The sequence below is a fragment of the Agrobacterium sp. InxBP2 genome, from assembly GCF_026191755.1.
Classification (GTDB): domain Bacteria; phylum Pseudomonadota; class Alphaproteobacteria; order Rhizobiales; family Rhizobiaceae; genus Agrobacterium; species Agrobacterium pusense.
Map to the genome: position 1 here is coordinate 220,374 of NZ_JAINDY010000033.1, position 25,985 is coordinate 246,358.

The following is a 25,985-nucleotide window of genomic DNA, read 5'->3' on the forward strand; positions in this document are numbered from 1 at the left end:
ATGACTGACCCAATCAAAATCGACAACGCCCGGTCGAAGGCCGAGCAGCTGCCGCTCGCATTTTCGCATCCGTCCGCCTCCGGCCGGGACGATCTCCTCGTGTCGGCTTCGCTGGAGGCCGCCGTCAGCCTCGTTGACGCATGGCCGCACTGGCCCTCGCCGGTGGTCGTGCTGGCAGGGCCGCCCGGTTCCGGAAAATCGCACCTTGCCAATATCTGGAAAAATATCAGCGAGGCCCGCGAAATTCATCCGCAAGCGGGCGCGGATGCCGCGCGCGCGGCCGAAAGGGGGGCGGTGCTATTCGAGGATGCCGATCGGCGTGGTTTTGACGATACCGAACTCTTCCATGTCATCAACAGCGTACGCCAGAATGGCACGACGCTTCTGATGACCAGCCGGCAATGGCCGTCGGCCTGGCCCGTCACGCTGCCGGATCTGCGCTCGCGCCTCAAGGCCGTGACGGTGGTGGAAACGGGTGAACCGGACGAGGCGCTGCTGGCGCAGGTGCTGGTGAAGCTCTTCGCTGACCGGCAGCTTTACATGGATGACAAACTCATAGGCTACATCGTCAACAGAATGGAACGTTCGCTCGATACGGCGCAGACGATCGTAGAGCGTATCGACAGGCTGGCGCTTTCGCGCGGAACGAGGATCACCCGCCCACTGGTGGCGGAAGTCCTCAACGCGATGGACAATGCCGAGAGACATAACGGACCGGACGACGATTGACTGTCACAGTTCCGTCGTCAAACTGTTATACGGGCAAGAAGGACGCTCGCGGGATGCAGCAGGATCACGGATTGGAAATTGGTCAGGGGATGGAACAGGGCATGGACGCTGTCGCGCAGGAAGATTTCAACAAGGTTCAGCCGCAGACCGAGGGCGAGAACCTCTGGGATAGCCCCGCGCGTTTCATCAACCGTGAATTCTCCTGGCTCCAGTTCAACCGCCGTGTCCTTGAGGAAACGCTGAACACCGATCACCCGCTGCTGGAGCGGCTGCGTTTCCTGTCCATCTCGGCGGCCAATCTCGATGAGTTCTTCATGGTTCGCGTCGCCGGCCTCGAAGGCCAGGTGCGCCAGAAGATCACCGTCAGGACCCCGGACGGCAAGACCCCGGCAGAACAGCTCGAAGATATTCTGAAGGAAATCGACAACCTGCAGATGGAGCAGCAGGCCTCGCTTGCCGTTCTGCAGCAATATCTTGCCAAGGAAGAAATCTACATCGTACGCCCGGCTGCGCTTTCGGATGAGGATCGCAACTGGCTGGAGACCGAGTTTGAGGAACGCATGTTCCCGGTGCTGACGCCGCTCTCCATCGATCCGGCGCACCCGTTCCCCTTCATTCCCAATCTCGGCTTTTCCATGGGCCTGCAGTTGGACAGCGTCAACGGCCGCGAGCCGATGACGGCGCTTTTGCGCCTGCCGCCGGCGCTCGACCGCTTCGTGCGGCTGCCGGATGAAAAGAACGCCATCCGCTACATCACGCTCGAGGATGTGGTCGGTCTGTTCATTCACCGGCTCTATCCCGGCTATACCGTTCGCGGTTCCGGCACGTTCCGCATCATCCGCGATAGCGATATCGAGGTGGAGGAAGAGGCCGAAGATCTGGTGCGTTTCTTCGAAAGCGCACTGAAACGCCGCCGCCGCGGTTCCGTCATCCGCATCGAGACCGATAGCGAAATGCCGCAGTCGCTCAGGCAGTTCGTGGTGCACGAACTCGGTGTGCCGGATAATCGCGTCGCGGTTCTGCCCGGTCTTCTCGCGCTCAACACTATCTCGGAAATCGTGCGTGCCCCGCGCGACGACCTGAAATTCGAGCCCTACAATGCCCGTTTCCCGGAGCGCGTTCGTGAACATGCCGGCGATTGCCTCGCTGCTATCCGCGAAAAGGACATGGTGGTTCACCATCCCTATGAAAGCTTCGACGTGGTGGTGCAGTTCCTCCTGCAGGCTGCGCGCGATCCCGAAGTACTCGCCATCAAGCAGACGCTTTACCGCACCTCCAACGACAGCCCGATCGTTCGCGCGCTGATCGATGCCGCGGAAGCAGGTAAATCCGTCACCGCGCTGGTCGAGCTCAAAGCGCGTTTCGACGAGGAAGCAAACATCCGCTGGGCGCGCGATCTGGAGCGCGCCGGCGTGCAGGTCGTGTTCGGCTTCATAGAACTCAAGACCCACGCCAAGATGTCGATGGTGGTGCGCCGCGAGGATGGCAAGCTCAGGACCTACTGCCACCTTGGCACGGGCAACTATCACCCGATCACGGCCAAGATCTATACCGACCTGTCCTTCTTCACCTGCAACCCGAAGATCGCCCACGACATGGCGAATATCTTCAACTTCATCACGGGTTACGGCGAACCGGAGGAGGGCATGAAGCTGGCCGTCTCGCCCTATACGTTACGCGCGCGCATCCTCAAGCATATTCACGAGGAAATCGAGCACGCCAAGCGCGGCGCGCCGGCGGCGATCTGGATGAAGATGAATTCGCTTGTCGATCCAGAGATCATCGATGCGCTCTACCATGCCAGCGCCGCGGGTGTTGAGGTGGACCTCGTCGTGCGCGGCATCTGCTGCCTGCGCCCGCAGGTGCCCGGCCTGTCGGACAATATCCGCGTCAAATCCATCGTCGGCCGCTTCCTGGAGCACAGCCGCATCTTCTGCTTCGGCAATGGTTTCGGCCTGCCGTCGGACAAGGCGCTGGTCTATATCGGCTCCGCCGACATGATGCCGCGCAATCTTGACCGCCGCGTGGAAACGCTGGTGCCGCTGACCAATCCCACCGTGCATGAGCAGGTTCTTTCACAGATTATGCTGGGCAATCTCATTGACAACCAGCAGAGCTACGAGATACTTGCGGACGGAACGTCGAGGCGCATCGAGGTGCGTAAAGGCGAAGAACCGTTCAACGCGCAGCACTATTTCATGACCAATCCCAGCCTTTCCGGACGTGGTGAAGCCCTGAAATCCAGTGCGCCCAAATTGATTGCCGGGTTGATTTCGTCCCGCAAGAAACAGGCTGAATGACTCGATCAGAAGCACAGGGGCGGCTGACCGGCCTTGCCCCCGTTTCCGTCATAGATATTGGCTCGAACTCCGTTCGTCTTGTCGTATATGAAGGTCTTTCCCGCGCGCCTGCGGTGCTGTTCAACGAAAAGGTGCTTTGCGGGCTTGGCAAAGGTTTGGCGCTGACGGGGCGCATGCATGAGGAAGGTGTGAGCCGCGCGCTCCTGGCGCTCAGGCGTTTTCACGCCCTCTCCGAGCAGGCGCAGGCGCAGCAGCTTTATGTGCTGGCCACGGCCGCGGCCCGAGAAGCGGAAAATGGTCCCGATTTCATTCGTGAGGCCGAAGCAATCCTCGGCTGCGAGATCGAGGTTCTGTCGGGTGAGAAGGAAGCGCTTTATTCGGCCTATGGCGTGATCAGCGGTTTCCATGATCCTGATGGCATCGCCGGCGACCTCGGGGGCGGCTCGCTGGAACTGATCGACATCAAGGGCAAGAGCTGCGGCGAAGGCATCACCCTGCCGCTTGGCGGTTTGCGGCTTTCGGAGCAATCGGACGGCTCGCTGGAAAAAGCGGCGACCATTGCCAGAAAGCACGTCAAATCCTTCGCCAAACTTCTGGCGGCGGGTGAGGGGCGCACCTTTTACGCCGTCGGCGGCACCTGGCGAAATATCGCCAAGCTGCACATGGAGATATCCGGTTATCCCCTGCACATGATGCAGGGTTATGAATTGCCGCTGGAGGAAATGCTGAATTTCCTCGAGGAGGTCATCGTCTCCCGGGATAGCAAGGATCCCGCCTGGCAGGCGGTCTCCAAGAACCGCCGCTCGCTCCTGCCATTCGGTGCCATCGCCATGCGCGAAGTTCTGAAGATGATGAAGCCGGCCAGGATCGCTTTTTCCGCACAGGGCGTACGCGAGGGTTACCTTTATTCGCTGCTGACGGAGGCGGAGCGCGAATCCGATCCGCTGCTGGTTGCCGCCGACGAACTTGCCATTCTGCGCGCCCGTTCTCCGGAGCATGCGCGAGAACTGGCGGACTGGAGCGGTCGCACCTTCCCGGTTTTCGGCATCGACGAGACGGAAGAAGAAAGCCGCTATCGGCAGGCCGCCTGCCTGCTGGCCGACATCAGCTGGCGCGCGCATCCGGATTACCGCGGTCTGCAGGCCCTCAATATCATCGCCCACTCGTCCTTCGTGGCGATTACCCATCCCGGGCGGGCCTATATTGCACTTGCCAATTATTACCGCTTTGAAGGCCTGAACGACAACGGCACCACCGAGCCGCTTGCCGCCATGGCGGGGGAGCGTCTGCAGGAACTCGCCAAACTGCTGGGCGGCCTGCTGCGCGTCGTATATCTTTTTTCAGCCTCCATGCCGGGTGTCGTGGATCACCTGAAATTCCGCAAGACAGATAATCCGGATCTCGATCTGGAATTTGTGGTGCCGCATGATTATTGCGATTTTGCCGGCGAGCGGCTGGACGGACGTTTGCAGCAACTGGCGAAGCTGACGGGCAAGCGGCTGGCCTTCGTGTTCGAATAAGGAGCGGCGGAGTTTCTGTTTACGACAGAAACGACATTGGCCCCGTGCTAGGACCAGCGCTCGCAGAACGCTTCGATATCGTTTGACTGAAAGTCGCCAAGCCGCGCCATGATCGTCTCGAAGGGCCAGTCCCACCAGGCAATAGCGGTAAGCTTCTGCGCAATCCATCGTGAAAAGCGCTCGCGAATGATTTTTGCGGGTACGCCGCCGACGATGGTATAGGGCGGCACGTCCCTGGTTACCACGGCGCCGGCGGCCAGCACCGCGCCGTGTCCGACCTTGACGCCCGGCAGGACGATTACCCCGTGTCCGATCCAGACATCGTGACCGATAACGGCGCGATCCTGCTTCCGCTGCGCGAAAAAGGCATCGTCGCGCACCGCATCGGCAGAGTAATATTCCGGGCAGTAGCTGAAACGGTGCATGGATGGCCGGTCCATCGGATGGTTGGGAGCGCCTATCCTGACCTCCGCGGCGATGGCGCAGAACTTCCCGATGATCGCATCCCCCACCATGCAGCGCGGACCAAGATAAGAGTAGTCTCCGAGCTCAACATTATGCAGCGAGGTATCGGCCAAAATCTCGCAGCATCTGCCGATGCTCGAGTCTCTTACGCTGGCTGTTGCATGAATGACGGTCTCTGCGAGCTTAGGGCGCTTGATCTGTGCGGTCGAATCCATTGCAGTCTCCCGATTTTGCGCCTGCTTAACCGGGCATGATGAAGGCCCTATGACGCGAGACGGCGGAGCAGTCCGTCCGTGACCGGCATACCCTCTCAAGTTCAGATTACGTCTCTTGCTTCGTGTGACATTCTCTGCTTACAGATCGGCGTCACCTGCCGGCGACATTCGGGCGCATTATCGTTTCCAGTAGTGCTCCGTTATGTTTTGAGCATTCCGAATGATATGACCGGCGATTTCTGGGTCGCCCCCCTCAAAGGTCTGCGGGTCGGCCCCGCATAACAACAAAAAGAGCTGTTGATGCGCGACCGCGGCAAAATAATCCCGGGGTGGTGGCTGCATGTCTGACCCGGTCGCCTCGAATGCTTCGGCGACTTCTTTGCTGGCGCGCTCAACCGCTGCATGAACACTCGCCATCATCGCCGCTTCCTTGCGTTCCAATATATCCTGAACCTGCCGTTCTGCCGGTGTCAGAACCGGACAACTCTCGCTCATTAAATGTCTCTCCTGTCGGTACAACCATTTCGCCAAGCAATATTATCGCGTGGATTGTGTCCGCTTTGCGGGAAACATAAATCTTGGTCTTGAAGTGGAGCGCGCCGGTTGACCTCCATGCCGTCTGTGCGGATCGAACAGCAATGGGCTGTCCTTTTTGCAAGCCGTTCAGCCGTGGCCGAGTGCCTTTCGAATGCAGGCGCTGAGATAGGCATATTGCAGCGGCGTTATCGTCGCCATGACTTCGGTTCGATTGGCGGGATGATCCTGATAACCCACCGGCAGATCGAATTGGGTGAAGGTGAAATCCCAGCGGACGCCATCAATGATATTGTAGAAGTGTTGCGCGCCGCTGACAGCGGTTTTCGCAATTTCGCCGCCGAAAATGTCCTGAACAACCAGGGCAGTGACGCTTCCTTGCCCCCTGGCTGGATTTTCGCGCGACCAGAGGCCGCTGGTCTCGCCCGACCAGCTTCTCTTCAGGGCGTAGTACAGTCTTTCGGCATGGTCCTGCATGAAACGTCTTCTTTTCCGCAAGCATGTTTCTGTCGCGGCCGGAAAATCGGAAAGGAGCGCCGCGCAGACGTTCGTGTCTGCCAGCGCTCCGTCCGGATCATTGGTGACCGTCAATGCAAATGACGGCAGCCGTGGCCTCACTTCGCCTCGAGCAGGTCCTTGACCTCAAGCAGAACGAATTCGTTGTCATCAGCCTTGTCCAGCGCCCGCCCGGCAGAGAAAGGTAGGTTGTTGTCATTGCCGACGATGATATGCGTGGCATCGACGCGGTCGACATTCTCGATGGTGACGAAAGGCATGTCGTAGAAACCGTTGCCGCCGCCCTGGCGCTTCTTGTTATCAGGGTCGGAGATATTCATCAGGTCGATATAGCCGATCTTGCGGGTGGCCTTGCCGACATTGGCGTCGTTGAATTCGATCTTGTAGATGCGCTTGACCTTGGCTGGGCGGGCGAAGCAGTCCGCAGTGGGGGCCTTGGGGTCGGCGCAGGCCTTGTCGGCCGTGCCGGCGCCGTTGTCGCGTTCGATGACGAGGGCAGTGGTCTCGTCCAGCATGTTGAAGTCACCGATCGCCTCGCCGCCTTCCGCCAGCGGATAAAGCCAGCTGCGACCGGTCCACTCTTTCCTGGCGGTGTCCAGTTCGATGATGCGCAGCGCGGTCGCGCCGTCTTCGGTCTTTTCTACCTGGCCGTCCGCCATATAAAGCGGTCCTTCGAGAAGGCCGTAGAGCTTTGAGCCGTCCTTGGAGAGCGCCATGCCTTCATAACCGCCGGAGCGTTTCAGGTTGAAAGCGGGCATTTTCTGAGTCGGGTTGCCAGGCAGTGCGAGAGCCGGATGGTCGGGAGACTTCACCTCGATATCACCGGCCTTGGTGGAGATCACATCGGTCAGCTTGCCGTCGCGGGTGAATTTCAGGATGTAAGGACCGAATTCCTCACCCACCCAGAAACCGTCGGCAACAGGCTGAATGGATTCGACATCGAAATCGGCGCCCGTCAGGTAGCGCTTTTCCGTGCCTTCCAGAACGATGGGGAAGGGCGATTTCATGTCAGGGTCGGAGAGAAACACGGTTTCAAGCGCATTGACCTTGCCGGCTTCCCAGTCGAACTTCAGATGGTGAAGCATCAGCATGGCGTCGCTCGAATTGAGCTTGGAGCCGAAACCGTTGTCGGAAAGGCTCCAGAAGCTGCCGTCCGGCATGGCCTTGATGCCGGAAAAGCCCTGCATGGGCTGGCCGTTGAACGGCATGGAAAGGCCTGTCAGGCGCGCGCCATCCTTGCCGGGAACGGTGCCGAGGCCTTCGGCGCGCTTGCGGTCGGCTGTGGTGAACTTGGCGGAGGTCTTGAGATGTGCCGGCGCATCGGCAGGCGCGGCGATGATGGTGTTGGCCGGCAGAATGGCATGTGAAACCAGCTTTGCCGGAAACTCCTTTTCCGCTGCCAGCGATGCGGAAGCGAGCGCGAGAACCGCGCAAGAGGCGAAAAGAACGTGCTTCATGTTGAGACCCCTCTCAGTACCTGTTGAAGACAGGATTGACGCGATAGGGGCAGCACATGACAGAGAGGTGATTGCCGTTTGAAGCTTTGATGAATTTTGATGACGGCGCCGCTGGCAAAGGTGACGGCGACGTTGCTTTGCCCTAAGCGGCGGGGGCCTGATACTGGCTGAGCGTGCAGACACCGAGCGTCTGACCACGGCCCTTGACCGCGTGCTCGCCGAGATATTCGCTGCGCACGCCCTTGGGCAGCACCAGCTGATGGGCGAGGTCGGCGGAAATCAGCACGGGATGGCCAAGCATCTTGCTCAGCGATTCGAGTCTGGAGGTCGTGTTCACCGTATCGCCGAAATAGGTGATCTTGTGATGGTCGACGCCGATTTCCGCAGTGATGACAGGTCCGCCATGGATGGCGAAGCGCAGGCGCGGCACTTCACCAAAGCGGGAAAGCCACATGTCGCGCTTTTCCTCGATGGTCGCCTGAATATCGAAAACGCAGCGCACGCAGGCCGCGCGCCTTATCGCCCTATGGTACGGCCAGGTGATGATCGCGGCGTCGCCGATGTAATCGTCGATGACGCCGCCGTGTTTCCTGACCGGTGCGGCATAGCTCGCGAAGATTTCGCCCAGAAATTCCTGTGCCTTCAGGTCGCCATGGGTTTCGGCGAAGGAGGTGGAACCGACAAGGTCTATGAAGATGAAGACGCGGTCTTCGCTCACCGGTCTGCGATAGCGCCCGAGAATGAGGTCGATGAAGATATCGCGGCCAAGAAGTTCACGCACACGCATAATGAAGACGATGATGCCGCAGACGATGAGCGTGAAGACCAGCGTCTGTACTTCGGCATGAACGGCGCGTTTCCAGGTGCCGGGAAAGATGCCGCTCAGCCACAGGATCGTGCCGCCCAGCCCGAAGCCGCAGAAGACGAGAACGGCATAGATGACAAGACCGACGGCAATGTAAACCGGTGTCGGCAGGGCGCTGACCTGCCGCGACAGGCCGGGCATGATGTAACCGCGCTCGAAGGCGAGGATTGGCGCGCAGGCAAACAGCGCATAGGTCGCGCCGATGAGCGCGCCACCGCCATATTCCAGGAAGGCGTAGGCCACGCCGCTGCCGGCCACGGCAACGAAGAGCACCACGTAATCCAGAATGGGCAGCAATTTTCTCATGTCGATTCTTGATCTCGGGAAGGGCAGGCCCGTCGCTCCTTGCGGGCAAAGCTTCTGTTCAGGTCATATGCGACATTAATGTGGAAAAAGCGCTGGAAAAAGTGAGCAATCGGTAAGGTTGCATAAAGGATCGGAAAGCCTGTTGCCCGGTTGCCGCAACGGGCGGGGCCCGCACCCCGCCTAAGTTGATATCGTATAATCGATGGCTTCACCGATTTTGTCGCCCGACGCCCTGTCGGGCGATTCGGGTGTTCGGCCAGCGCCATTCAGATGCAGCGCTAGCGAATGAGGCGATACGCGGTATGAGAAGGTCGCGGAAAGAGCGAGCGTTACGACTCGTTCGCCGCAACCTCTACAGCTTCGACCTTCTTGCCGGCAAAACGCAGGGCGACCTCACCATTGATGAGCTTCAGCGCCACATTGCCGAAAAGCTCCCGCCGCCAACCGGTCAGTGCCGCCACAGTTGCCTTTTCGCCCTCGGCGGCGATCTTGTCCAGATCGTCGCTATTGGCGATGACCTTGGCGGCGACGCCGTGCTTGTCAGCCGTCAGCTTCAGCAGAACCTTCAACAGTTCCACGGCAGCGCCTGAGCCTTCCGGCGCGTGGCTGTGACGCGGTGCCTTCGGCATTTCTTCTTTCGGCAGCGCCAGCGCCGCATTCACCGTCTCGACGATGGCGTTGCCGGACGCGGACCGTTCCCAGCCCTTGGGAATGGTGCGAAGCCGCGACAGCGCCTCGGCATCCTTTGGCTGCTGCTGGGCGATTTCGAAGATCGCATCGTCCTTCAGCACGCGCGAACGCGGCACGTTGCGGGAGCGCGCCTCACGCTCGCGCCAGGCGGCGATGAATTTGAGGATGGCAAGCTCGGTCGGCTTGCGCAGGCGCGATTTCAACCGCAGCCAGGCATCGTCGGGATGCATGTCATAGGTGTCGCGAGACTCGAGAATATCCATCTCTTCGGTCAGCCACAGCGAGCGGCCTTCGCGCTCGAGCTGGGCTTTCAGCGAGAGATAGACATCCCGCAGATGGGTCACGTCGGCCAGCGCGTAATCCAGCTGCTTTTCGGTCAGCGGGCGGCGGCTCCAGTCGGTGAAACGGGAGGATTTGTCGATCTGCACGTTTTTGATCTTCTGCACCAGCTGGTCGTAGGAGATCGAATCGCCGAAACCGCAGACCATGGCGGCGACCTGCGTGTCGAAGATCGGATGCGGAATAAGCCCGCCGAGATGGTAGATGATTTCGATGTCCTGTCGCGCCGCGTGGAAAACCTTCACGACGTCGGGATTGGCCATCAACTCGAAAAGCGGCGTAAGATCGAGGCCCTTCGCCAGCGGATCGACCAGCACCTCGAGAGTCGGGCTTGCCATCTGCACGAGGCAGAGTTCCGGCCAGAAGGTGGTTTCCCGCAAAAATTCGGTGTCGATGGTGATGAATTCCGATTTCGCCAGTTCCGTGCAGGCCTCGGCGAGGGCGGCAGTCGTTTCAATCATTGCAAATGGCCACTCGTGAAAATTATCCGTCTTACTTTCCCTTTGCCGGGCGCATGTCAATACAAAGCCCGTTTTTGAAGGCCTAACGATCGTTTTTCTCCGGCGGATTGGGCTCCGACCCATTCTTTTTAGGTGGTGCGGGTGCGGCGAGCTTCTGGAAATAGGCCGAGGTGCGCAACAGCGAACTGAAACGCCAGTTCCTCTCCTCAAGCGGAACGCCCTCGCGCACCTGCAGCCGATATATGGTGTAGGCGATGAAAACGATCTGGATCGCGGCGGTATAGCTGAAGAGTGCCTTCGGACCGAACTGATCGATCAGGACGGAGGCGAGAAGCGGCCCCACGGTTGCGCCCACCGACCAGAAGAACAGCAGTCCGGCTGACATCATCGCATGTTCGCCTTCCCTGGCGTGGTCGTTGCCATGCGCCGAACTCAGCGAATAAAGCGGCAGGGCGAAGGCGCCGAAGATGAAGACGCCGATGATATTGCTCCATTCATCAGTACCGGCGAAGAAAGCGAGAAAGAGCCCGACGACGACAGAGGCCGCCGTGGTGGCGAGGATGATGATGCGCCGGTCATAACGGTCGGAATAAACGCCAAGCGGATATTGCAGCACCACACCGCCAATAATGCCCGCACTCATGAATGTGGCGATGGCGGTGACGGAAAAGCCTATCTGTTCGGCATAGATCGGGCCAATATTGCGGAAGGCCGCCATGCTGAGGCCGACTGCCACGCAACCGACGACGGCAAGCGGGGAAATGCGCCAGACGGCGAAAAGGTCGAAGGGAATCTGCTTCGGCGGGGCAGGGTTGGATTTGTCGGCAAGCGAGATCGGCACCAGAGACAGCACCAGTGCTATTGCGATCAGCGAAAACACCACCGGGCCTTCGACACCCATCACGGCAATGACATATTGCGCCAGTGTCACGGAGCCGAGATCGACGAAACGATAGATGGAAAGCGTCCGCGCGCGATTGGAATTCGTCACCTGCGCATTGATCCAGCTTTCGATGGCCGCAAAAAGACAGGCGACGGCAATGCCGATGACGAAACGCATCAGCATCCAGAATAGCGGGTGGATGATGAGCGGCATGGCGATGGAAGCGGCCGAGGCGACCGCTGCCATGGTGGCAAATGTTCTGATATGACCGATCTTTCGCAGAAGCCGCGTCACTGAAATGCAGCCGAGTGCGAATCCGATGCTGTAGGCGGCGCTGATGACGCCGATGGTGCTGGCGGAAAAACCTTCGGAGATGCCACGCAGGGCAATATAGGTTCCCTGCAGGCCGTTGCCGCCGATCAGGATGCCGGCGGTGACGAGAAGCGGGATGAGGGGTCTGATCTGGCTCATTGCGGGCCGACTCGGTTTGGCGGGCTGAATATGCACTATCTAAAGCCAAGGCGGGGGAAAGGACAGGCTGAAGGCGACATTGTTGCGCTTTGCCTTGACAAATCAGGCTGGCCATGCGCTTTTCCGGCAAATTTCGACAGTGCCGCCCATCTGGCCTCCAACGGGCCCACGACACGTTCCAGGATAAAAAAATGCATCGTTACCGCAGCCACACCTGTGCCGCTCTCCGCAAGTCCGACGTCGGCGAAACCGTTCGCCTTTCCGGTTGGGTTCATCGCGTGCGAGATCATGGCGGCGTTCTCTTCATCGACCTTCGCGACCATTACGGCATCACCCAGGTGGTTGCCGATCCTGACAGCCCGGCTTTCAAGGTTGCGGAAACCGTGCGCGGCGAATGGGTCATCCGCATCGACGGCCTCGTCAAGGCGCGTTCGGAAGACACCGTCAACAAGGGCATGGCGACCGGCGAGATCGAACTTTACGCTCAGGAGATCGAGGTTCTCGGCGTCGCCAAGGAGCTGCCGCTGCCGGTCTTCGGTGAGCCTGACTATCCGGAAGACGTTCGCCTGAAGTACCGCTTCCTCGACCTGCGCCGCGAAACGCTGCACAAGAACATTGTCAAGCGCACGCAGATCATCTCCGCCATGCGCACCGGCATGGCCGATGCCGGCTTTGCCGAATATACGACGCCGATCCTCACGGCCTCCTCGCCGGAAGGTGCACGCGACTTCCTAGTGCCGTCGCGTATTCATGAGGGCAAGTTCTTCGCGCTACCGCAGGCGCCGCAGCAGTACAAGCAGCTTCTGATGGTGGCGGGTTTCGACCGTTACTTCCAGATCGCGCCATGCTTCCGCGATGAAGACCCGCGCGCCGACCGCCTGCCGGGCGAATTCTACCAGCTCGACGTCGAAATGAGCTTCGTGACCCAGGAAGATGTCTGGACCACGATGGAGCCGATGATGACTGCCGTCTTCGAAAAGTTTGCCGAAGGCAAGCCTGTCACCAAAGAGTGGCCGCGCATTCCCTATGATGAAGCGATCCGCAAATACGGCTCCGACAAGCCGGACCTGCGCAACCCGATCGTCATGCAGGCCGTGACCGAGCATTTCGATGGTTCGGGCTTCAAGGTCTTCGCGAACATGATCGCCTCCAACCCGAAGGTTCAGGTCTGGGCAATTCCGGCCAAGACCGGCGGTTCGCGCGCATTCTGCGACCGCATGAACGCCTGGGCGCAGTCTCAGGGTCAGCCCGGCCTCGGTTACATCTTCTGGAAGGAAGAAGACGGCAAGGTCGGCGGTTCCGGTCCGCTCGCCAAGAACATTGGCGAGGAACGCACCGAGGCGCTGCGCCAGCAGCTCGGCCTCGAGGCAGGTGATGCCTGCTTCTTCGTCGCCGGAGATCCCGCCAAGTTCTACAAGTTTGCCGGTGAGGCGCGCACCCGCGCCGCCGATGAACTGAACCTGATCGATCGCGACCGCTTCGAAATGTGCTGGATCGTCGACTTCCCCTTCTTCGAATACAACGAAGAAGAAAAGAAGATCGATTTCGCCCACAACCCCTTCTCCATGCCGCAGGGTGGTCTGGAAGCGCTGGAAGGGCAGGCCCCGCTCTCCATCAAGGCCTTCCAGTATGACGCCGTTTGCAACGGCTTCGAAATCGCCTCCGGTTCGATCCGTAACCAGTCGCCCGAGCTGATGGTCAAGGCTTTCGAAAAGGTTGGCCTGTCGCAGACCGACGTTGAAGAGCGCTTCGGCGGCCTCTACCGCGCCTTCCAGTATGGCGCGCCTCCGCATGGCGGTTGCGCTTTCGGTATCGACCGTGTGGTCATGCTGCTGGTCGGTGCGAAGAACCTGCGCGAAATCACGCTGTTCCCGATGAACCAGCAGGCGCAGGACCTTCTGATGAACGCGCCGTCGCCGGCAACGCCGACGCAGCTTCGCGAACTGGCGCTGCGCGTCGTTCCATCCAAGAAAGACTGATCGTGTTGAAGACGCTGCTCGACCGTGTTCGCGCAGCCTTCACCCGTGCATTGGCGGCCGCACTTGCGGCCGCTTTTGCGTTCTGGGTCGCGCATCGCTGGCTAGGCCACCCGCAACCCGTCTTCGCGGCGATCAGCGCGCTCATCTGTCTGGCGCCGGGAATTCCAAGCCATGTTCGTCAGGGCCTCGGCTTGATGGTGGGCGTCACCGTCGGCATTCTCGTCGGGGAAATAGCCCTCCTGGTTCCGCATGATTTCGCCGAAATCAGGCTGGCCTCGGCGACCTTCATCGCCATGATCCTCGCCTCCATGTTCGGCCTGCCGCCGGTCGTGCCGATACAGGCTGGTGCTTCCGCCATGCTCGTGCTCCTCATGGGGCCGCAGGTTGCCGGCCTTGTCCGCTTCATCGACGTGATCGTGGGTGTCGCGACCGGTGTCACCGTAGCGCTGGTCTTCTTTCGCGAGCGGCTGAAACTCTAGCTTTTACCGGTCAACTCTACTCCCCGTGCAGGAGATATGACGCCGTCTCCACCGTAGAGAGTTGCCCAAAAGAAAAGCCCCGGTTCGATGACCGGGGCCTCTGCGTTTTGCGTATGTGGTCTTATTCGTTTGCCGTCACCGTGACGCCGAGCATTTTCGGCAAGGTGTTCGGCGCGCCCATGGCAGCGCCCATGATCATGGGGAAGGGGACCGGCTTTTCCGGCGCTGCCGTGATCGAGAAGTTCTTCGGATCGTCGATATAGGTGTTGATCGCCGCCGACACCATGTTCTGCAATTCGGGAACGTTGAGCGAGGCCATCATGATCGGCGCCATGCCCTTGATGGTCTGTGCAAGCTGGTCGCCCGTCATACCCTGCTGGTTCGCTGCATAATCGATCGCGCGCTTGGTGATGCTGGCGTCTTCGAAGCTGATCTCGGCGTTGACGAAGGAGAGTTGCTGCATCAGGCCGAGCATGGCAAGGCTCGCGGCCTGGTCTGCCTGTTCCTTGTTCGGGTTGGCAGCCTGCGCCTTCACCGTTTCCTGCATCGACTTGATGAAGGCGAGCGTATAGCCGGAAAAACCGAACGACATGTTCAGGCGGCCGACATCATCGAGGTCGATCGCGTATTCCTCGACATCGACAGTCCCGGAAGCCACTTCCCAGCTGCCGCTCATGGTCATGTCGCCGGAAAGCGCCTGCAGCTTCAGTTTTTCGATTGCATCCTTGGTGGCGGGGTCGGTGACGTCGCTGAGGTCGGCCTTGAAGCCGGAGGCGTCGAGGTCAAAGCCGATCGAGTTCTTGTCGTCGCTGACCGACATCGTCGCGCTGGTTTCCTCAAGCGAGAAAGCCTGCTTGCCGTCGACGGAAACAGTAATCGGGCCGCTATGGGCTTCGTCGTAGAACATCAGCGCATCGACCGTGCCGGTGGTGGCATCAGCGGGGATGACGAGGCCGGACATGTAGATGTCGCTGGCCTTGATCTCGACCTTGTCCTGCTTGTAGTCGATATTGTCGAAGCGGGCGTTCTTGATCTTGTAGCCGCCGTTGTTTTCCTCGACGCCATCAAGCGTGATATTGCCAACCGGGATTTTCTTGGCCGGGTCGGCAGCGGCACTGAGGGTCACGTCGTTCAGCGTCACCGTCGAGCCGTTGACGGCGACGGAGCCTGCATCAATTTGACCGCCCTGCGCGGCATAGGCCGCATTGATCTTCTTCAGCACATCCCCACCATCCATCGCGAAAGCCGGCGCGGAAAGGGCAAGAAGCGCGGCGCTCGCAAAAAGAACCTGCCGGGTGGATTTCAGTCTCATGATGTTTCTTCCCTCAACGTACGGCTGCAAACCGAGCCTTAATGCTAATGGTGATACTTATATTCGCTGATAATCAAAGGTCTAGTGTACTTAGATCGATTCCCATGACGGCGGCATTGCGGCATTTGCAGCGCGGTTAACAAAAAACCGCATGGAAGGGATGGTTTCATCCACAGCCGCGACCCCTGTGTTTCTTGCCGGGAATCGCCATTTCCGCTAGTCAAGCACCATGGGAAAAAATCTTGTACCTCCGTCCGGCGGAGACGATAATATTCATCCGGTCGATTTGAAGGCAGCGCTTGAAGAGCGCTACCTCGCTTACGCCTTGTCGACGATCATGCATCGTGCGCTGCCGGATGTCCGCGACGGCCTGAAGCCGGTCCACCGCCGCATTGTCTATGCGATGAGCGAAATGGGCCTGAGACCCAATTCCGCCTTCCGCAAATGCGCGAAGATCGTCGGTGAGGTGATGGGTAACTACCATCCCCACGGCGACCAGGCGATCTATGATGCGCTGGCGCGTCTGGCGCAGGATTTCTCGCTGCGTTATCCGCTGGTCGACGGGCAGGGCAACTTCGGTAACATCGACGGCGACAGCCCCGCCGCAATGCGTTATACCGAAAGCAAGATGACGGCGGTGGCCGAGCTTCTGCTGGAAGGTATCGGTGAGGACGCGGTCGATTTCCGCGACACTTACGACGAGTCCAATTCCGAGCCGGTCGTTCTGCCCGGTGCGTTTCCGAACCTGCTGGCGAATGGCGCTTCCGGTATCGCTGTCGGCATGGCGACGTCGATCCCGCCGCACAATGCGCATGAACTGTGTGACGCAGCGCTTTACCTCATCAAGCATCCCGATGCGACCGTTGAAAAGCTGGTGGAATTCATTCCCGGTCCCGACCTGCCGACCGGCGGCGTGATCGTTGAAAGCCGCGAGAATATTCTCGACGCCTACAAGACCGGCCGCGGCGGTTTCCGCGTGCGCGCCAAATGGGAGACGGAAGACCTCGGGCGCGGCGGTTATCAGATCGTCATCACCGAAATTCCGTTCCAGGTGCAGAAATCACGGCTGATCGAGAAAATCGCCGAGCTGCTGATTGCCCGCAAGCTGCCGCTTCTGGAGGATGTCAGAGACGAATCCGCCGAGGATGTGCGTATCGTTCTGGTGCCGAAGAGCCGCACCGTCGATGCGACGCTGTTGATGGAATCGCTCTTCCGTCTCTCCGATCTTGAGAGCCGCCTGCCGCTCAACATGAACGTGCTGTCGCTCGGCAAGGTGCCGAAGGTGATGGCGCTGAACGAGGTGCTGACGGAGTGGCTGGCGCACCGCAAGGACGTGCTGGTCCGCCGCTCGCGCCATCGTCTGGCGGCAATTGATCGCAGACTGGAAATTCTGGGCGGCCTGCTCGTCGCTTATCTTAATCTTGATGAGGTGATCCGCATCATCCGCGAGGAGGATGAGCCGAAACAGGTGATGATGGCGAAATGGTCGCTGACGGACCTGCAGGCCGAATCCATCCTCAACATGCGGCTGCGCAACCTGCGCAAGCTCGAGGAATTCGAAATCCGCAAGGAATTCGACGAACTTACGAATGAGAAGGCCGAGATCGAAGCGCTGATCGCCTCTGATGACAAACAGTGGCAGACAATCGCCTGGGAAATCGGCGAGGTCAAAAAGAAATATGCCAAGGCGACCGAACTCGGCCGCCGTCGCACGCAGTTTGCCGACGCGCCGGATGCCGATATCGAGGCCATTCAGCAGGCGATGATCGAGAAGGAACCGGTCACCATCGTTATCTCGCAGAAGGGCTGGATCCGGGCGCTGAAGGGTCACATGTCCGACACCTCGACCCTGACCTTCAAGGAAGGCGACGGTCCAAAGCTTGCCTTCCCGGCGCAGACGACCGACAAGCTGCTGCTGCTGACGACGGGTGGCAAGGCCTATACGCTCGGCGCCGACAAGCTGCCGGGCGGACGCGGCCATGGCGAGCCGATCCGCATCATGGTCGATATGGAAAACGATCAGGATGTCCTCACCGCCTTCGTGCATGATCCGTCGCGCAAGCTGCTGCTCGTTTCGACGGCCGGGAACGGCTTCGTCGTGGCGGAAAGCGAAATGGTCGCGAATACCCGCAAGGGCAAGCAGATCATGAACGTATCCATGCCCGATGAGGCCAAGCTCGCGGTTCCCGTTACCGGCGACCACGTCGCTGTCGTCGGCGAAAACCGCAAGCTCCTGGCGTTCCCGCTGGCGCAGGTCCCGGAAATGTCGCGCGGCAAGGGCGTGCGCCTGCAGCGTTACAAGGACGGCGGCGTCGTGGATGTGAAATGTTTCGCGCTTGCCGACGGCCTCAGCTGGTCCGACACGGCCGGGCGTCTCTTCAACAAGGTGGGTGAAGAACTGCGCGAATGGCTTGCCGACCGCGCCACCGCCGGCCGCACCGTGCCGAAGGGCTTTCCGCGCAGCGGGAAATTTGGTGGGTAAAGCCGCCTGGTATTGACAGGTTATCGATGAAGCGCCGCGCATCGGAAAGATGTGCGGCGTTTCTGTCTATTCGAGTGGGATGACGTGGTCCTTGAGGAACAGATATGCGCCGTCCTCATCGATCTCACCTGCCGCGACATCAAGAACAAAAGCCACGATCTCCGCTTGTTCGGCAACGACTTCAAGTCGGTTGATAAAAAGGAAGGTGTAGGCGGCAAGAAAAGCGGTCCGTTTGTTACCGTCGGAAAAGGGATGGTTGCGCGCTATACCGTAAAGATAAGCGGCGGCGAGTTTCAGCGGTTCCTCTTCTCCATAGGCAGCTTTGTGCAATGGACGCGCCAAAGCTGCCTCGAGTGCGTTTTCATCCTTAAGGCCCGGCAAGCCACCATGTTCGGCTAATTGCTCTTGATGTATAACTTCGATGGCGACACGGGAGAGCCACTTTATATTGCTCACTTAGCGAGTTCTCTCAGAGCTTTATGGTATTTTTTCATACCACGCCGGGCGGCTTCAAGCTGTTCTCTCATTTCCGCATGCTCGGGAATGAGTTCGATATTGCCGGCAGTTTCTCTGAGTTCCAGCGCGTCGCCGGCCTTGAGACCCATGCGATCCAGAACTTCCTTCGGAATGAGGATGCCTTCGGAATTGCCGATTTTGCGGATCGTAATGTTCATGGTAGTAACTCCTGTTATAACAGTGGTTATAACATGGCTGAAATTCGTACACAATGTACGATTTCCGGAGGTTCTCGGTATGACACTTCCAAACGCGGGTTACTTATCTTCCGGCGTATAAACCTCCCACCCGCGCGGCGTCAGATGCTCCTGCGGGTGGTAGCGGGTCTTATAGCCCATCTTTTCGGAGCCATCGACCCAATAGCCGAGATAGACGTGTGGCAGGCCGAGCGCACGGGTGCGGGTGATATGATCGATGATCATGTAGGTGCCAAGCGAGCGCTTCTCGAGTTCCGGATTGAAGAAGGAATAGACCATCGACAGGCCGTCGCTCATCACGTCGCTGAGCGCCACGGCGAGAAGCTCGCCGCGTTTGCTGGAATCGATGCCGGAGCCGGGCTCGCGGACGCGGTATTCGATGATGCGGGTGTTCACATGTGTGTCTTCCACCATGATCGCATAATCCAGCGCCGACATGTCGGACATGCCGCCAGACTGGTGCCGGTGGTCGAGGTAGCGGCGAAACAGGGCAAACTGTTCGGTGGAAGGCTCGGCCGCATGCACCGTGGCGACGACATCCTTGTTGGCGGCAAGAACGCGTCGCATCGATTTTGTCGGTTGAAACTGCTCGGTCAGGATCCGCACGGATACACAGGCGCGGCAGTTTTCGCAGGCCGGACGATAAGCGATGTTCTGCGAGCGCCTGAAACCGCCCTGGGTCAGAAGGTCGTTCATTTCCGAGGCGCGCGGGCCAACCAGATGGGTGAAGACCTTCCGCTCCATCTGGTTCGGCAGATAGGGGCAGGTGGCCGGCGCCGTAAGATAGAATTGTGGAGAGGGCGTCGCCTGCGTGTTCATCGAACCGTGATCGCCTCCTGCGTCTGTTATAAAGCGCGCCGCGATTTCACGGGGCTGACGGCGGCGCTTCAAGCGACATGCATAATGTCACAGAATGGCAAAATGACGGAAAACGTCAACTGCGGGATGAGGTATTTGGCGGGGTGAAAGCCACGTTTCCGTGGCTTTCCGTAATATTAGCGTGTTCTGACGATGACGGTGCCGAGCAGGAAGTCGTGAACGAGGCGCGAGCGCTCCGTAAACAGGCCGGCAAGCAGGATCAGCGGCGTCAAAACCGAGTTGATGACCCAGAAAAGCACGATGTGAACGGTGGACAGCAGGAAATCGATTCGCCGCCCGTCCATGCGCGCCATCGCAATACCCATCGCCCGCATACCGGGGGTGGCCTGCGACGGGCCTCCGAGCGTCATGCCGAAATAGAGTACCGCAACGATAATGAAGAGCGAAGGCAGGAGAATGAAGCCGAGACCCAGCGTGATAATGCCGAGAAAGATGACAATCACGGCGGCCGGGATGCACAGGAGGAGAACGATTGCGTAATCGATCAGGAACGCAAAGACCCGTCGGCTCAGGACGCCGCTATAGGCGCGCCAGTCATCCGGTGCGGCATAGGTGGGGTTCTGGTCGAGGCTCATCGGTCGTTTTCTCCTGAAGGAACTGACAGCTCGGCATGAGTGCCGTGTCAGCAACAATATGGGTAAGGAACCACCGAATACAATAAGCGCTGGCCTTAGCCCCTGTTGAGTTTGTGTGCGGCTTCGATGGCGAAATAAGTCAGAATGCCGTCGCAACCTGCACGCTTGAAACAGAGAAGCGTTTCCATCATCACCCGCTCGCCGTCGATCCAGCCGTTCATCGCCGCAGCCTTGATCTGGGTATATTCGCCGGAGACCTGATAGGCAAAGGTCGGCAGGCCGAAATTCTCCTTCAGCCGCCAGCAGATGTCGAGATAGGGCAGGCCGGGCTTGACCATCAGCATGTCCGCGCCTTCTTCCACATCGAGCGCCGCGTCGCGGATGGCCTCCATGCCGTTGGCAGGGCTGATGTAGTAGCTTGCCTTGTCGCCCTTCAGCAGGCCGGCGGTGGAAATCGCCTCGCGATAGGGGCCGTAATAGCCGGATGAGAACTTTGTCGCATAGGCCATGATCCCGACATTCTGGTGCCCGGCCGCATCAAGGCCGCGGCGGATGGCGCCGATACGGCCGTCCATCATCTCAGAAGGAGAAATAATGTCCGATCCGGCTTCCGCCTGCAGGATCGCCGCCTTGACGACCTGTTCCACGGTCTCATCGTTGACGATCTCGTTGCCGCGCAGAATGCCGTCATGCCCGTGGCTGGTGAATGGGTCGAGCGCCACGTCGGTGATCATGCCAATATTGGGAACGGCTTTCTTGACGGCGGCAGTCGCCTGATTGATGAGGTTATTGGCCTCAAGCGCGTTCGAGCCGGTCTCGTCCCGCAATTCCATCTCGACATTCGGGAAGGTGGCGATTGCCGGAATGCCGAGATCGGCGGCTTCCTTCGCCGCTTCGACCAGTCTGTCGACGCTCATGCGGTTGACGCCAGGCATCGCTGGAATGGGCTCCAGAATATTGCTGCCCGGCACGATGAAGACCGGCCAGATCAGGTCGTCCACAGTGAGGCGGCTTTCCTGTACCAGACGGCGCGTCCAATCCGCCTTGCGATTGCGACGCATGCGGCGATGGCCGGTGATCTCGTCGACCAGGTGGGTTTTGTCCTGCATGTCAGAATGTCCTTCGATCAAATTTGGAAGGCTGCATACCATGAAGCGCGGCGCATGCGAATGCGACAATCTTCCCTCATTGCCGTCCGGCAATGACGATGATGCTTTGACAAGGCAGGCGGCGGAATTCAATATGGGCTGGTCGCCCGTTCGTCGAGACCGTATCTTCCGGCCATGGAACCTGATTCTCAACCTCTGCCGAAGCGCCCGCTCACTGAAATCCTGTTTCTGGTCTTCATGAGGCTGGTCGCGGTTTCGTGTTTCTGGTTCGGGTTGCAATATTGGGCAATGCTGACGGGCTATTCTCTGGGCGGTCACGGCAGGTTTGATATGCTGAACCTGCCCTGGCGTGTGGCCGGCAGCGCGCTTGCCGTCATTTTCCCGGTCGCCGCTCTCGGCCTGTGGCTCGGCGCCTCCTGGGGCGCTGTCATGTGGGTGATGGGCGCGGGCACGCAGATCGCGATGTATAAGGTGTGGCCCCACATTTTCGGCGCCAACACGCTGGTGCCCGTCATGCACGGTCTCGTGGCAACCATTTATATACTATTCCTGGTCGCTTTCTGGCTGGATCAGCGGCAGAATGAAGAACGGGCAAGAATTGATTTACCATAAGAATAAAGCAATTCGGCCTGATTTGCGGCCGAATTTCATATCTAACCCATTGATTTATAACGATCGCCTGTCAGGCATTCCCGCTTCGCCACAAGTTGGGGCCTCCAGGCAAAATGCAGGTAACCATTTGTTAATCGTAGCTTTTAAGTAGAATTTTATGCGCATTGATTAGGTTCTCACTCAAGGCGGGAGACAAACAAACACACCGCCAAACAAAACAGTGAGGCAGTCATGATCAATAGCAAAGTTAAGCCCCAGGCCGTTGTTGCCGATGCACATGAAGATACCATCCGCTCGCTCTACATGGAGTCGCTGCATCTGGTGGAACGTCTCCACCGCCGTCTCCTCGATGTCATCAAGGATGAGTTCGACCGCCAGGGTCGCGATGACGTCAACGCCGTTCAGGCCCTGCTGCTGTTCAACATCGGCAATTCTGAACTGACCGCCGGCGAGCTTCGTTCGCGTGGTTATTATCTCGGCTCAAACGTTTCCTACAACGTCAAGAAGCTGGTCGACCTTGGTCTCATCAACCACCAGCGCTCTCGCGTCGATCGCCGCTCGGTTCGCATCAGCCTGACCGAAAAGGGCCAGGAAATCGCCGAAACGGTTGCCCGCCTTTATGAACGCCACGTCGGCTCGATCGAAAAGGTCGGCGGCATCGGCACCGGTGAGTTCTCCGAAATGAACAAGCTGCTGCAGCGCCTCGATCGCTTCTGGAACGACTCGATCGCTTACCGCCTGTAATACCGCGACGGTTTCACTGTTTAGGCCGGGGGCATTCTTGCTCCCGGCCTGCGGATTCGGCGGCTACATCTCTGCCGTTTCTTCATGTCAAGCCCAACCTGCAAAGCTCGTAGGAACCCTGCTTTGTGGGGCATACACAGCTTCGTGAGAAATGGCCCGTGACACGAATTGGCCATATTGATATGGGACCCGCAAAGCTTGAGGAGCCGGCTGTTTCTCCTGCTGTCGCGGCAAGTCCCGACCGTTCTGCCAGACAATAGCGCCCAGGCGATGGGTGTCGAGTATTCCAGGCCGGCAGGCACGTTGTACGTGTTTGTTAATCATATTGATTTAGGCATTATAGAGAATGCCGAATAGAGTGGCTGGTAGGTAGAATGACAAAGACATCCGTTTCCAATTCCGTATCGCGCCGCACGCTTCTGCGCTCGGCCGTTTCCGCTGGTGTCGCCGCGCTCGCTGCGCCGGCCTTGGCGCAGGACGCGTTTAACGATCTCATGGGTTCCTCGCGCCGCGGCAACTGGGATGACCAGTTCGACGCCAATACGTCGCGTTCGGCTGTGGGCGTCGTTTCCAACAATCCGGTCCTCGGCCGCGAAGCCCCCGTCTATATGCAGCAGGCGATCATGCAATATCAGCAGATCGTGCAGAATGGCGGCTGGCCGGAAGTTCCGGCGTCACAGCAGCGTCTGCAGATCGGCGTCTCCGATCCCTCCGTTCAGGCACTGCGCCAGCGACTGATGGTATCGGGCGACCTGCCGCGTGAAGCCGGCATTTCCAGCGCCTTCGACTCCTATGTCGATGGCGCGCTGAAGCGTTTCCAGGCCCGTCATGGCCTTCCGGCTGACGGCGTCAGCGGCGAATATACCACCAAGGCTCTCAATGTGTCCGCGCAGATCCGTCTCGCGCAGCTGCAGACCAACCTCGTGCGCATCCAGTCCATGTCCGGCGATCTCGGACAGCGTCACCTGATGGTGAACATTCCGGCCGCCGCCATTGAAGCCGTTGAAAACGAACGCGTCGTGCTGCGCAACACTGCCGTTGTCGGCCGCGCCAGCCGTCCGACGCACGTTATCAATTCGAAGATTTACGAGGTCATCCTCAACCCCTATTGGACCGCACCGCGCTCGATCGTCGAAAAGGACATCGTGCCGCTGATGCAGAAGGACCCGACCTATCTGGAGCGGAACAACATCCGCCTCATCGACGGCAAGGGACAGGAAGTCTCGCCTACCACGGTGGACTGGTTCGCGCCGAAGGCGCCGAACCTGATGTTCCGCCAGGACCCCGGCAAGATCAACGCCATGTCCTCGACGAAGATCAACTTCCACAATCCGAACAACGAATACATGCACGACACGCCGCAGCAGGGCCTGTTCAACAAGCTGATGCGCTTCGAGTCCTCCGGTTGCGTCCGCGTGCAGAACGTGCGCGACCTGACGTCATGGCTGCTGCGCGACACGCCCGGCTGGTCGCGCCAGGAAATGGAACGCGTCATCGCCTCGCGCGTCAACACGCCGATCAAGCTCGCACAGGAAGTGCCCGTCTACTTCGTCTACATCACCGCATGGTCGGCGAAGGACGGCGTGGTTCAGTTCCGCGACGATATCTACGGCAAGGACGGCAATGCCGAACTGGCGCTGAACACGACGGCGGGCATGGAACAGCCGGCCGGTGCCGTGGACGACGATCTGCTGCCGCGCAACTGATCGGGCTTTTGCCATAAGCTTTGAATTGTGAGCGAGGGGAGAGGTGATCGCCGGAAACCGGCCAGTCCCTCCGCCGTCATCCTCGGGCTTGTCCCGAGGACCTAATCACCTATCGTAAAATAGAGCATTGCAGATCCTCGGGGCCATCCCGAGGATGACGCAGGTGCGCGGCTTGGCCGCGCATCATCGCAGCGCCGCCTTTAAGTTTCCGTCGCGCTCTGCTTTTCCTGAAAACAACTGCCACTTTTCGTCGCGACGTCGCAGTTTGACGGGCAAATCTCGCTCTCCGTATTGCTCTTGTTCGGGCAGGGCGCTAAGACGCCATCGCATTACTGTTTCAGGAGCCTTCACCATGTCGAACACAGATGCTTTCTTCTCCAGTCCGCTTGCCGATGTCGATCCGGAAATTTTCGGCGCGATCGAGAAGGAACTGGGACGCCAGCGCCACGAGATCGAACTGATTGCCTCGGAAAACATCGTGTCCCGTGCCGTGCTCGAAGCACAGGGTTCGATCATGACGAACAAATATGCGGAAGGTTATCCGGGCAAGCGTTATTACGGCGGCTGCCAGTTCGTCGACATTGCTGAAGAACTCGCCATCGAACGCGCCAAGAAGCTGTTCGGCGTCAACTTCGCCAACGTTCAGCCGAATTCCGGCTCGCAGATGAACCAGGCCGTGTTCCTCGCGCTGCTGCAGCCGGGCGACACCTTCATGGGTCTCGATCTGAATTCGGGAGGTCACCTGACGCATGGTTCCCCGGTCAACATGTCCGGCAAGTGGTTCAACGTCGTGTCCTACGGCGTGCGCGAAGGCGATAACCTGCTGGACATGGACGAAGTGGAGCGCAAGGCCAAAGAACATAAGCCGAAGCTCATTCTCGCCGGCGGCACCGCCTATTCGCGCGTGTGGGACTGGAAGCGCTTCCGCGAAATCGCTGACGAAGTCGGCGCTTACCTCATGGTCGACATGGCTCACATCGCCGGTCTAGTGGCTGGTGACCAGCACCCGTCGCCATTCCCGCACTGCCACGTCGCGACCACGACGACGCACAAGTCCCTGCGCGGCCCGCGTGGCGGCATGATCCTCACCAACGACGAGGATCTGGCGAAGAAGTTCAACTCCGCCGTCTTCCCCGGCCTGCAGGGCGGCCCGCTGATGCACGTCATCGCCGCCAAGGCTGTTGCCTTCGGTGAAGCGCTGAAGCCCGAGTTCAAGGACTATGCCGCACAGGTCGTGAAGAACGCCAAGGCGCTGGCCGAAACCCTGGTTGAAGGCGGTCTTGATGTCGTTTCCGGCGGCACCGACAACCACCTGATGCTGGTCGACCTTCGCAAGAAGAACGCCACCGGCAAGCGTGCGGAGGCAGCCCTTGGTCGCGCCTACATCACCTGCAACAAGAACGGCATTCCCTTCGACCCGGAAAAGCCCTTCGTTACCTCTGGTGTCCGTCTCGGCACGCCGGCCGGCACGACGCGCGGTTTCAAGGAAGCGGAATTCCGCGAAATCGGCAAGCTGATCGTTGAGGTTCTCGATGGTCTTAAGGTCGCCAATTCGGATGAAGGCAATGCCTCCGTCGAGGCTGCGGTGCGTGAAAAGGTCGTCGGCCTGACGGACCGTTTCCCGATGTATCCGTACATGTAAGG

General features: G+C 59.3%; 23 protein-coding genes. 10 read left to right on the forward strand and 13 right to left on the reverse strand.

All coding sequences use genetic code 11. The features are described from left to right. Genes hdaA through ppx form a run of 3 tightly spaced genes read left to right on the forward strand, consistent with a single transcriptional unit; the run spans position 1 to position 4,549 of the window. A complete protein-coding gene (gene hdaA / locus K7A42_RS18965; protein WP_153775401.1) occupies positions 1-729 on the forward strand; it encodes a DnaA regulatory inactivator HdaA in 729 nt (242 codons plus the stop codon). Next, positions 726-3,029: an RNA degradosome polyphosphate kinase gene (locus tag K7A42_RS18970; RefSeq protein ID WP_416220916.1), complete on the forward strand. Its 2,304-nt coding sequence runs from the start codon at positions 726-728 to the stop codon at positions 3,027-3,029. The genes hdaA and K7A42_RS18970 overlap by 4 nt, the downstream gene beginning before the upstream one ends. Then, entirely contained in the window at positions 3,026-4,549 is a 1,524-nt protein-coding gene (gene ppx / locus K7A42_RS18975) for an exopolyphosphatase (protein ID WP_004441136.1), read from the forward strand. Before K7A42_RS18970 ends, ppx begins: the two co-directional genes overlap by 4 nt. A 47-nt stretch (positions 4,550-4,596) precedes the next feature. Here ppx and K7A42_RS18980 read toward each other — a convergent pair whose 3' ends face one another. The 7 genes from K7A42_RS18980 to K7A42_RS19010 form a co-directional block, all read right to left on the reverse strand. Next, entirely contained in the window at positions 4,597-5,229 is a 633-nt protein-coding gene (locus tag K7A42_RS18980) for a DapH/DapD/GlmU-related protein (protein WP_282455706.1), read from the reverse strand. Between the two features lie 177 nt (positions 5,230-5,406). Continuing rightward, positions 5,407-5,724 carry a hypothetical protein gene (locus tag K7A42_RS18985; protein ID WP_282455707.1) on the reverse strand — a complete coding sequence of 106 codons (318 nt, stop codon included), beginning with the start codon at positions 5,722-5,724 and terminating at the stop codon, positions 5,407-5,409. Between the two features lie 168 nt (positions 5,725-5,892). After that, positions 5,893-6,240, reverse strand: a complete 348-nt coding sequence (locus K7A42_RS18990; protein ID WP_004441141.1) for a hypothetical protein — start codon at positions 6,238-6,240, stop codon at positions 5,893-5,895. A gap of 137 nt (positions 6,241-6,377) precedes the next feature. Then, a complete protein-coding gene (locus tag K7A42_RS18995; RefSeq protein WP_282455708.1) occupies positions 6,378-7,736 on the reverse strand; it encodes an esterase-like activity of phytase family protein in 1,359 nt (452 codons plus the stop codon). Between the two features lie 142 nt (positions 7,737-7,878). Continuing rightward, a complete protein-coding gene (locus K7A42_RS19000) occupies positions 7,879-8,907 on the reverse strand; it encodes an adenylate/guanylate cyclase domain-containing protein (protein WP_004441145.1) in 1,029 nt (342 codons plus the stop codon). Between the two features lie 329 nt (positions 8,908-9,236). Then, complete coding sequence (rnd, locus tag K7A42_RS19005; protein WP_037088987.1) at positions 9,237-10,397, reverse strand: ribonuclease D; 1,161 nt, start codon at positions 10,395-10,397, stop codon at positions 9,237-9,239. A gap of 82 nt (positions 10,398-10,479) precedes the next feature. Next, positions 10,480-11,751 (reverse strand): MFS transporter, encoded by a 1,272-nt coding sequence (locus K7A42_RS19010; protein WP_004441149.1) that lies wholly within the window; start codon positions 11,749-11,751, stop codon positions 10,480-10,482. Positions 11,752-11,942: 191 nt separating this feature from the next. Between K7A42_RS19010 and aspS the strand changes: the two genes are divergently transcribed. Both aspS and K7A42_RS19020 read left to right on the forward strand, forming a co-directional pair. Continuing rightward, positions 11,943-13,730, forward strand: coding sequence for an aspartate--tRNA ligase (gene aspS, locus K7A42_RS19015; protein WP_282455709.1), 1,788 nt, complete (start codon positions 11,943-11,945; stop codon positions 13,728-13,730). 2 nt (positions 13,731-13,732) lie between these two features. Next, positions 13,733-14,209, forward strand: a complete 477-nt coding sequence (locus K7A42_RS19020; protein WP_022555974.1) for an FUSC family protein — start codon at positions 13,733-13,735, stop codon at positions 14,207-14,209. Between the two features lie 121 nt (positions 14,210-14,330). On the opposite strand, the gene K7A42_RS19025 is transcribed toward K7A42_RS19020, so the two are convergent. After that, entirely contained in the window at positions 14,331-15,521 is a 1,191-nt protein-coding gene (locus K7A42_RS19025) for a hypothetical protein (protein ID WP_282455710.1), read from the reverse strand. 229 nt (positions 15,522-15,750) lie between these two features. Between K7A42_RS19025 and parC the strand changes: the two genes are divergently transcribed. Then, the gene (gene parC, locus K7A42_RS19030; RefSeq protein ID WP_004441156.1) at positions 15,751-18,003 is read left to right on the forward strand and encodes a DNA topoisomerase IV subunit A; all 2,253 of its coding nucleotides are present in this window, start codon (positions 15,751-15,753) and stop codon (positions 18,001-18,003) included. Positions 18,004-18,069: 66 nt separating this feature from the next. Here the strand turns inward: parC and K7A42_RS19035 are convergent, their stop codons facing one another. The 5 genes from K7A42_RS19035 to hemB form a co-directional block, all read right to left on the reverse strand. Next, the gene (locus K7A42_RS19035) at positions 18,070-18,459 is read right to left on the reverse strand and encodes a type II toxin-antitoxin system death-on-curing family toxin (protein ID WP_004441159.1); all 390 of its coding nucleotides are present in this window, start codon (positions 18,457-18,459) and stop codon (positions 18,070-18,072) included. Then, positions 18,456-18,677, reverse strand: coding sequence for an AbrB/MazE/SpoVT family DNA-binding domain-containing protein (locus tag K7A42_RS19040; protein ID WP_004441162.1), 222 nt, complete (start codon positions 18,675-18,677; stop codon positions 18,456-18,458). The genes K7A42_RS19035 and K7A42_RS19040 overlap by 4 nt, the downstream gene beginning before the upstream one ends. 99 nt (positions 18,678-18,776) lie before the next feature. Continuing rightward, positions 18,777-19,535, reverse strand: coding sequence for an arginyltransferase (locus K7A42_RS19045; protein WP_004441164.1), 759 nt, complete (start codon positions 19,533-19,535; stop codon positions 18,777-18,779). Between the two features lie 176 nt (positions 19,536-19,711). Beyond that, positions 19,712-20,170, reverse strand: a complete 459-nt coding sequence (locus K7A42_RS19050; RefSeq protein WP_004441165.1) for an RDD family protein — start codon at positions 20,168-20,170, stop codon at positions 19,712-19,714. A 95-nt stretch (positions 20,171-20,265) separates the two neighbouring features. After that, a complete protein-coding gene (gene hemB / locus K7A42_RS19055) occupies positions 20,266-21,279 on the reverse strand; it encodes a porphobilinogen synthase (protein ID WP_004441167.1) in 1,014 nt (337 codons plus the stop codon). Positions 21,280-21,453: 174 nt separating this feature from the next. Here hemB and K7A42_RS19060 point away from each other — a divergent pair, with 174 nt between their 5' ends. The 4 genes from K7A42_RS19060 (at position 21,454) to glyA (ending at position 25,983) form a co-directional block, all read left to right on the forward strand. Continuing rightward, positions 21,454-21,891, forward strand: a complete 438-nt coding sequence (locus K7A42_RS19060) for a DUF6163 family protein (RefSeq protein WP_006700200.1) — start codon at positions 21,454-21,456, stop codon at positions 21,889-21,891. A gap of 234 nt (positions 21,892-22,125) precedes the next feature. Further along, on the forward strand, positions 22,126-22,635 hold the full coding sequence (gene ldtR / locus K7A42_RS19065) for a transcriptional regulator LdtR (protein ID WP_026363448.1): 510 nt from the start codon (positions 22,126-22,128) through the stop codon (positions 22,633-22,635). 374 nt (positions 22,636-23,009) lie between these two features. Continuing rightward, a complete protein-coding gene (locus K7A42_RS19070) occupies positions 23,010-24,341 on the forward strand; it encodes a L,D-transpeptidase family protein (RefSeq protein ID WP_006700203.1) in 1,332 nt (443 codons plus the stop codon). A gap of 352 nt (positions 24,342-24,693) precedes the next feature. Then, positions 24,694-25,983: a serine hydroxymethyltransferase gene (gene glyA, locus K7A42_RS19075; protein WP_004441171.1), complete on the forward strand. Its 1,290-nt coding sequence runs from the start codon at positions 24,694-24,696 to the stop codon at positions 25,981-25,983. Positions 25,984-25,985: the final 2 nt, after the last annotated feature.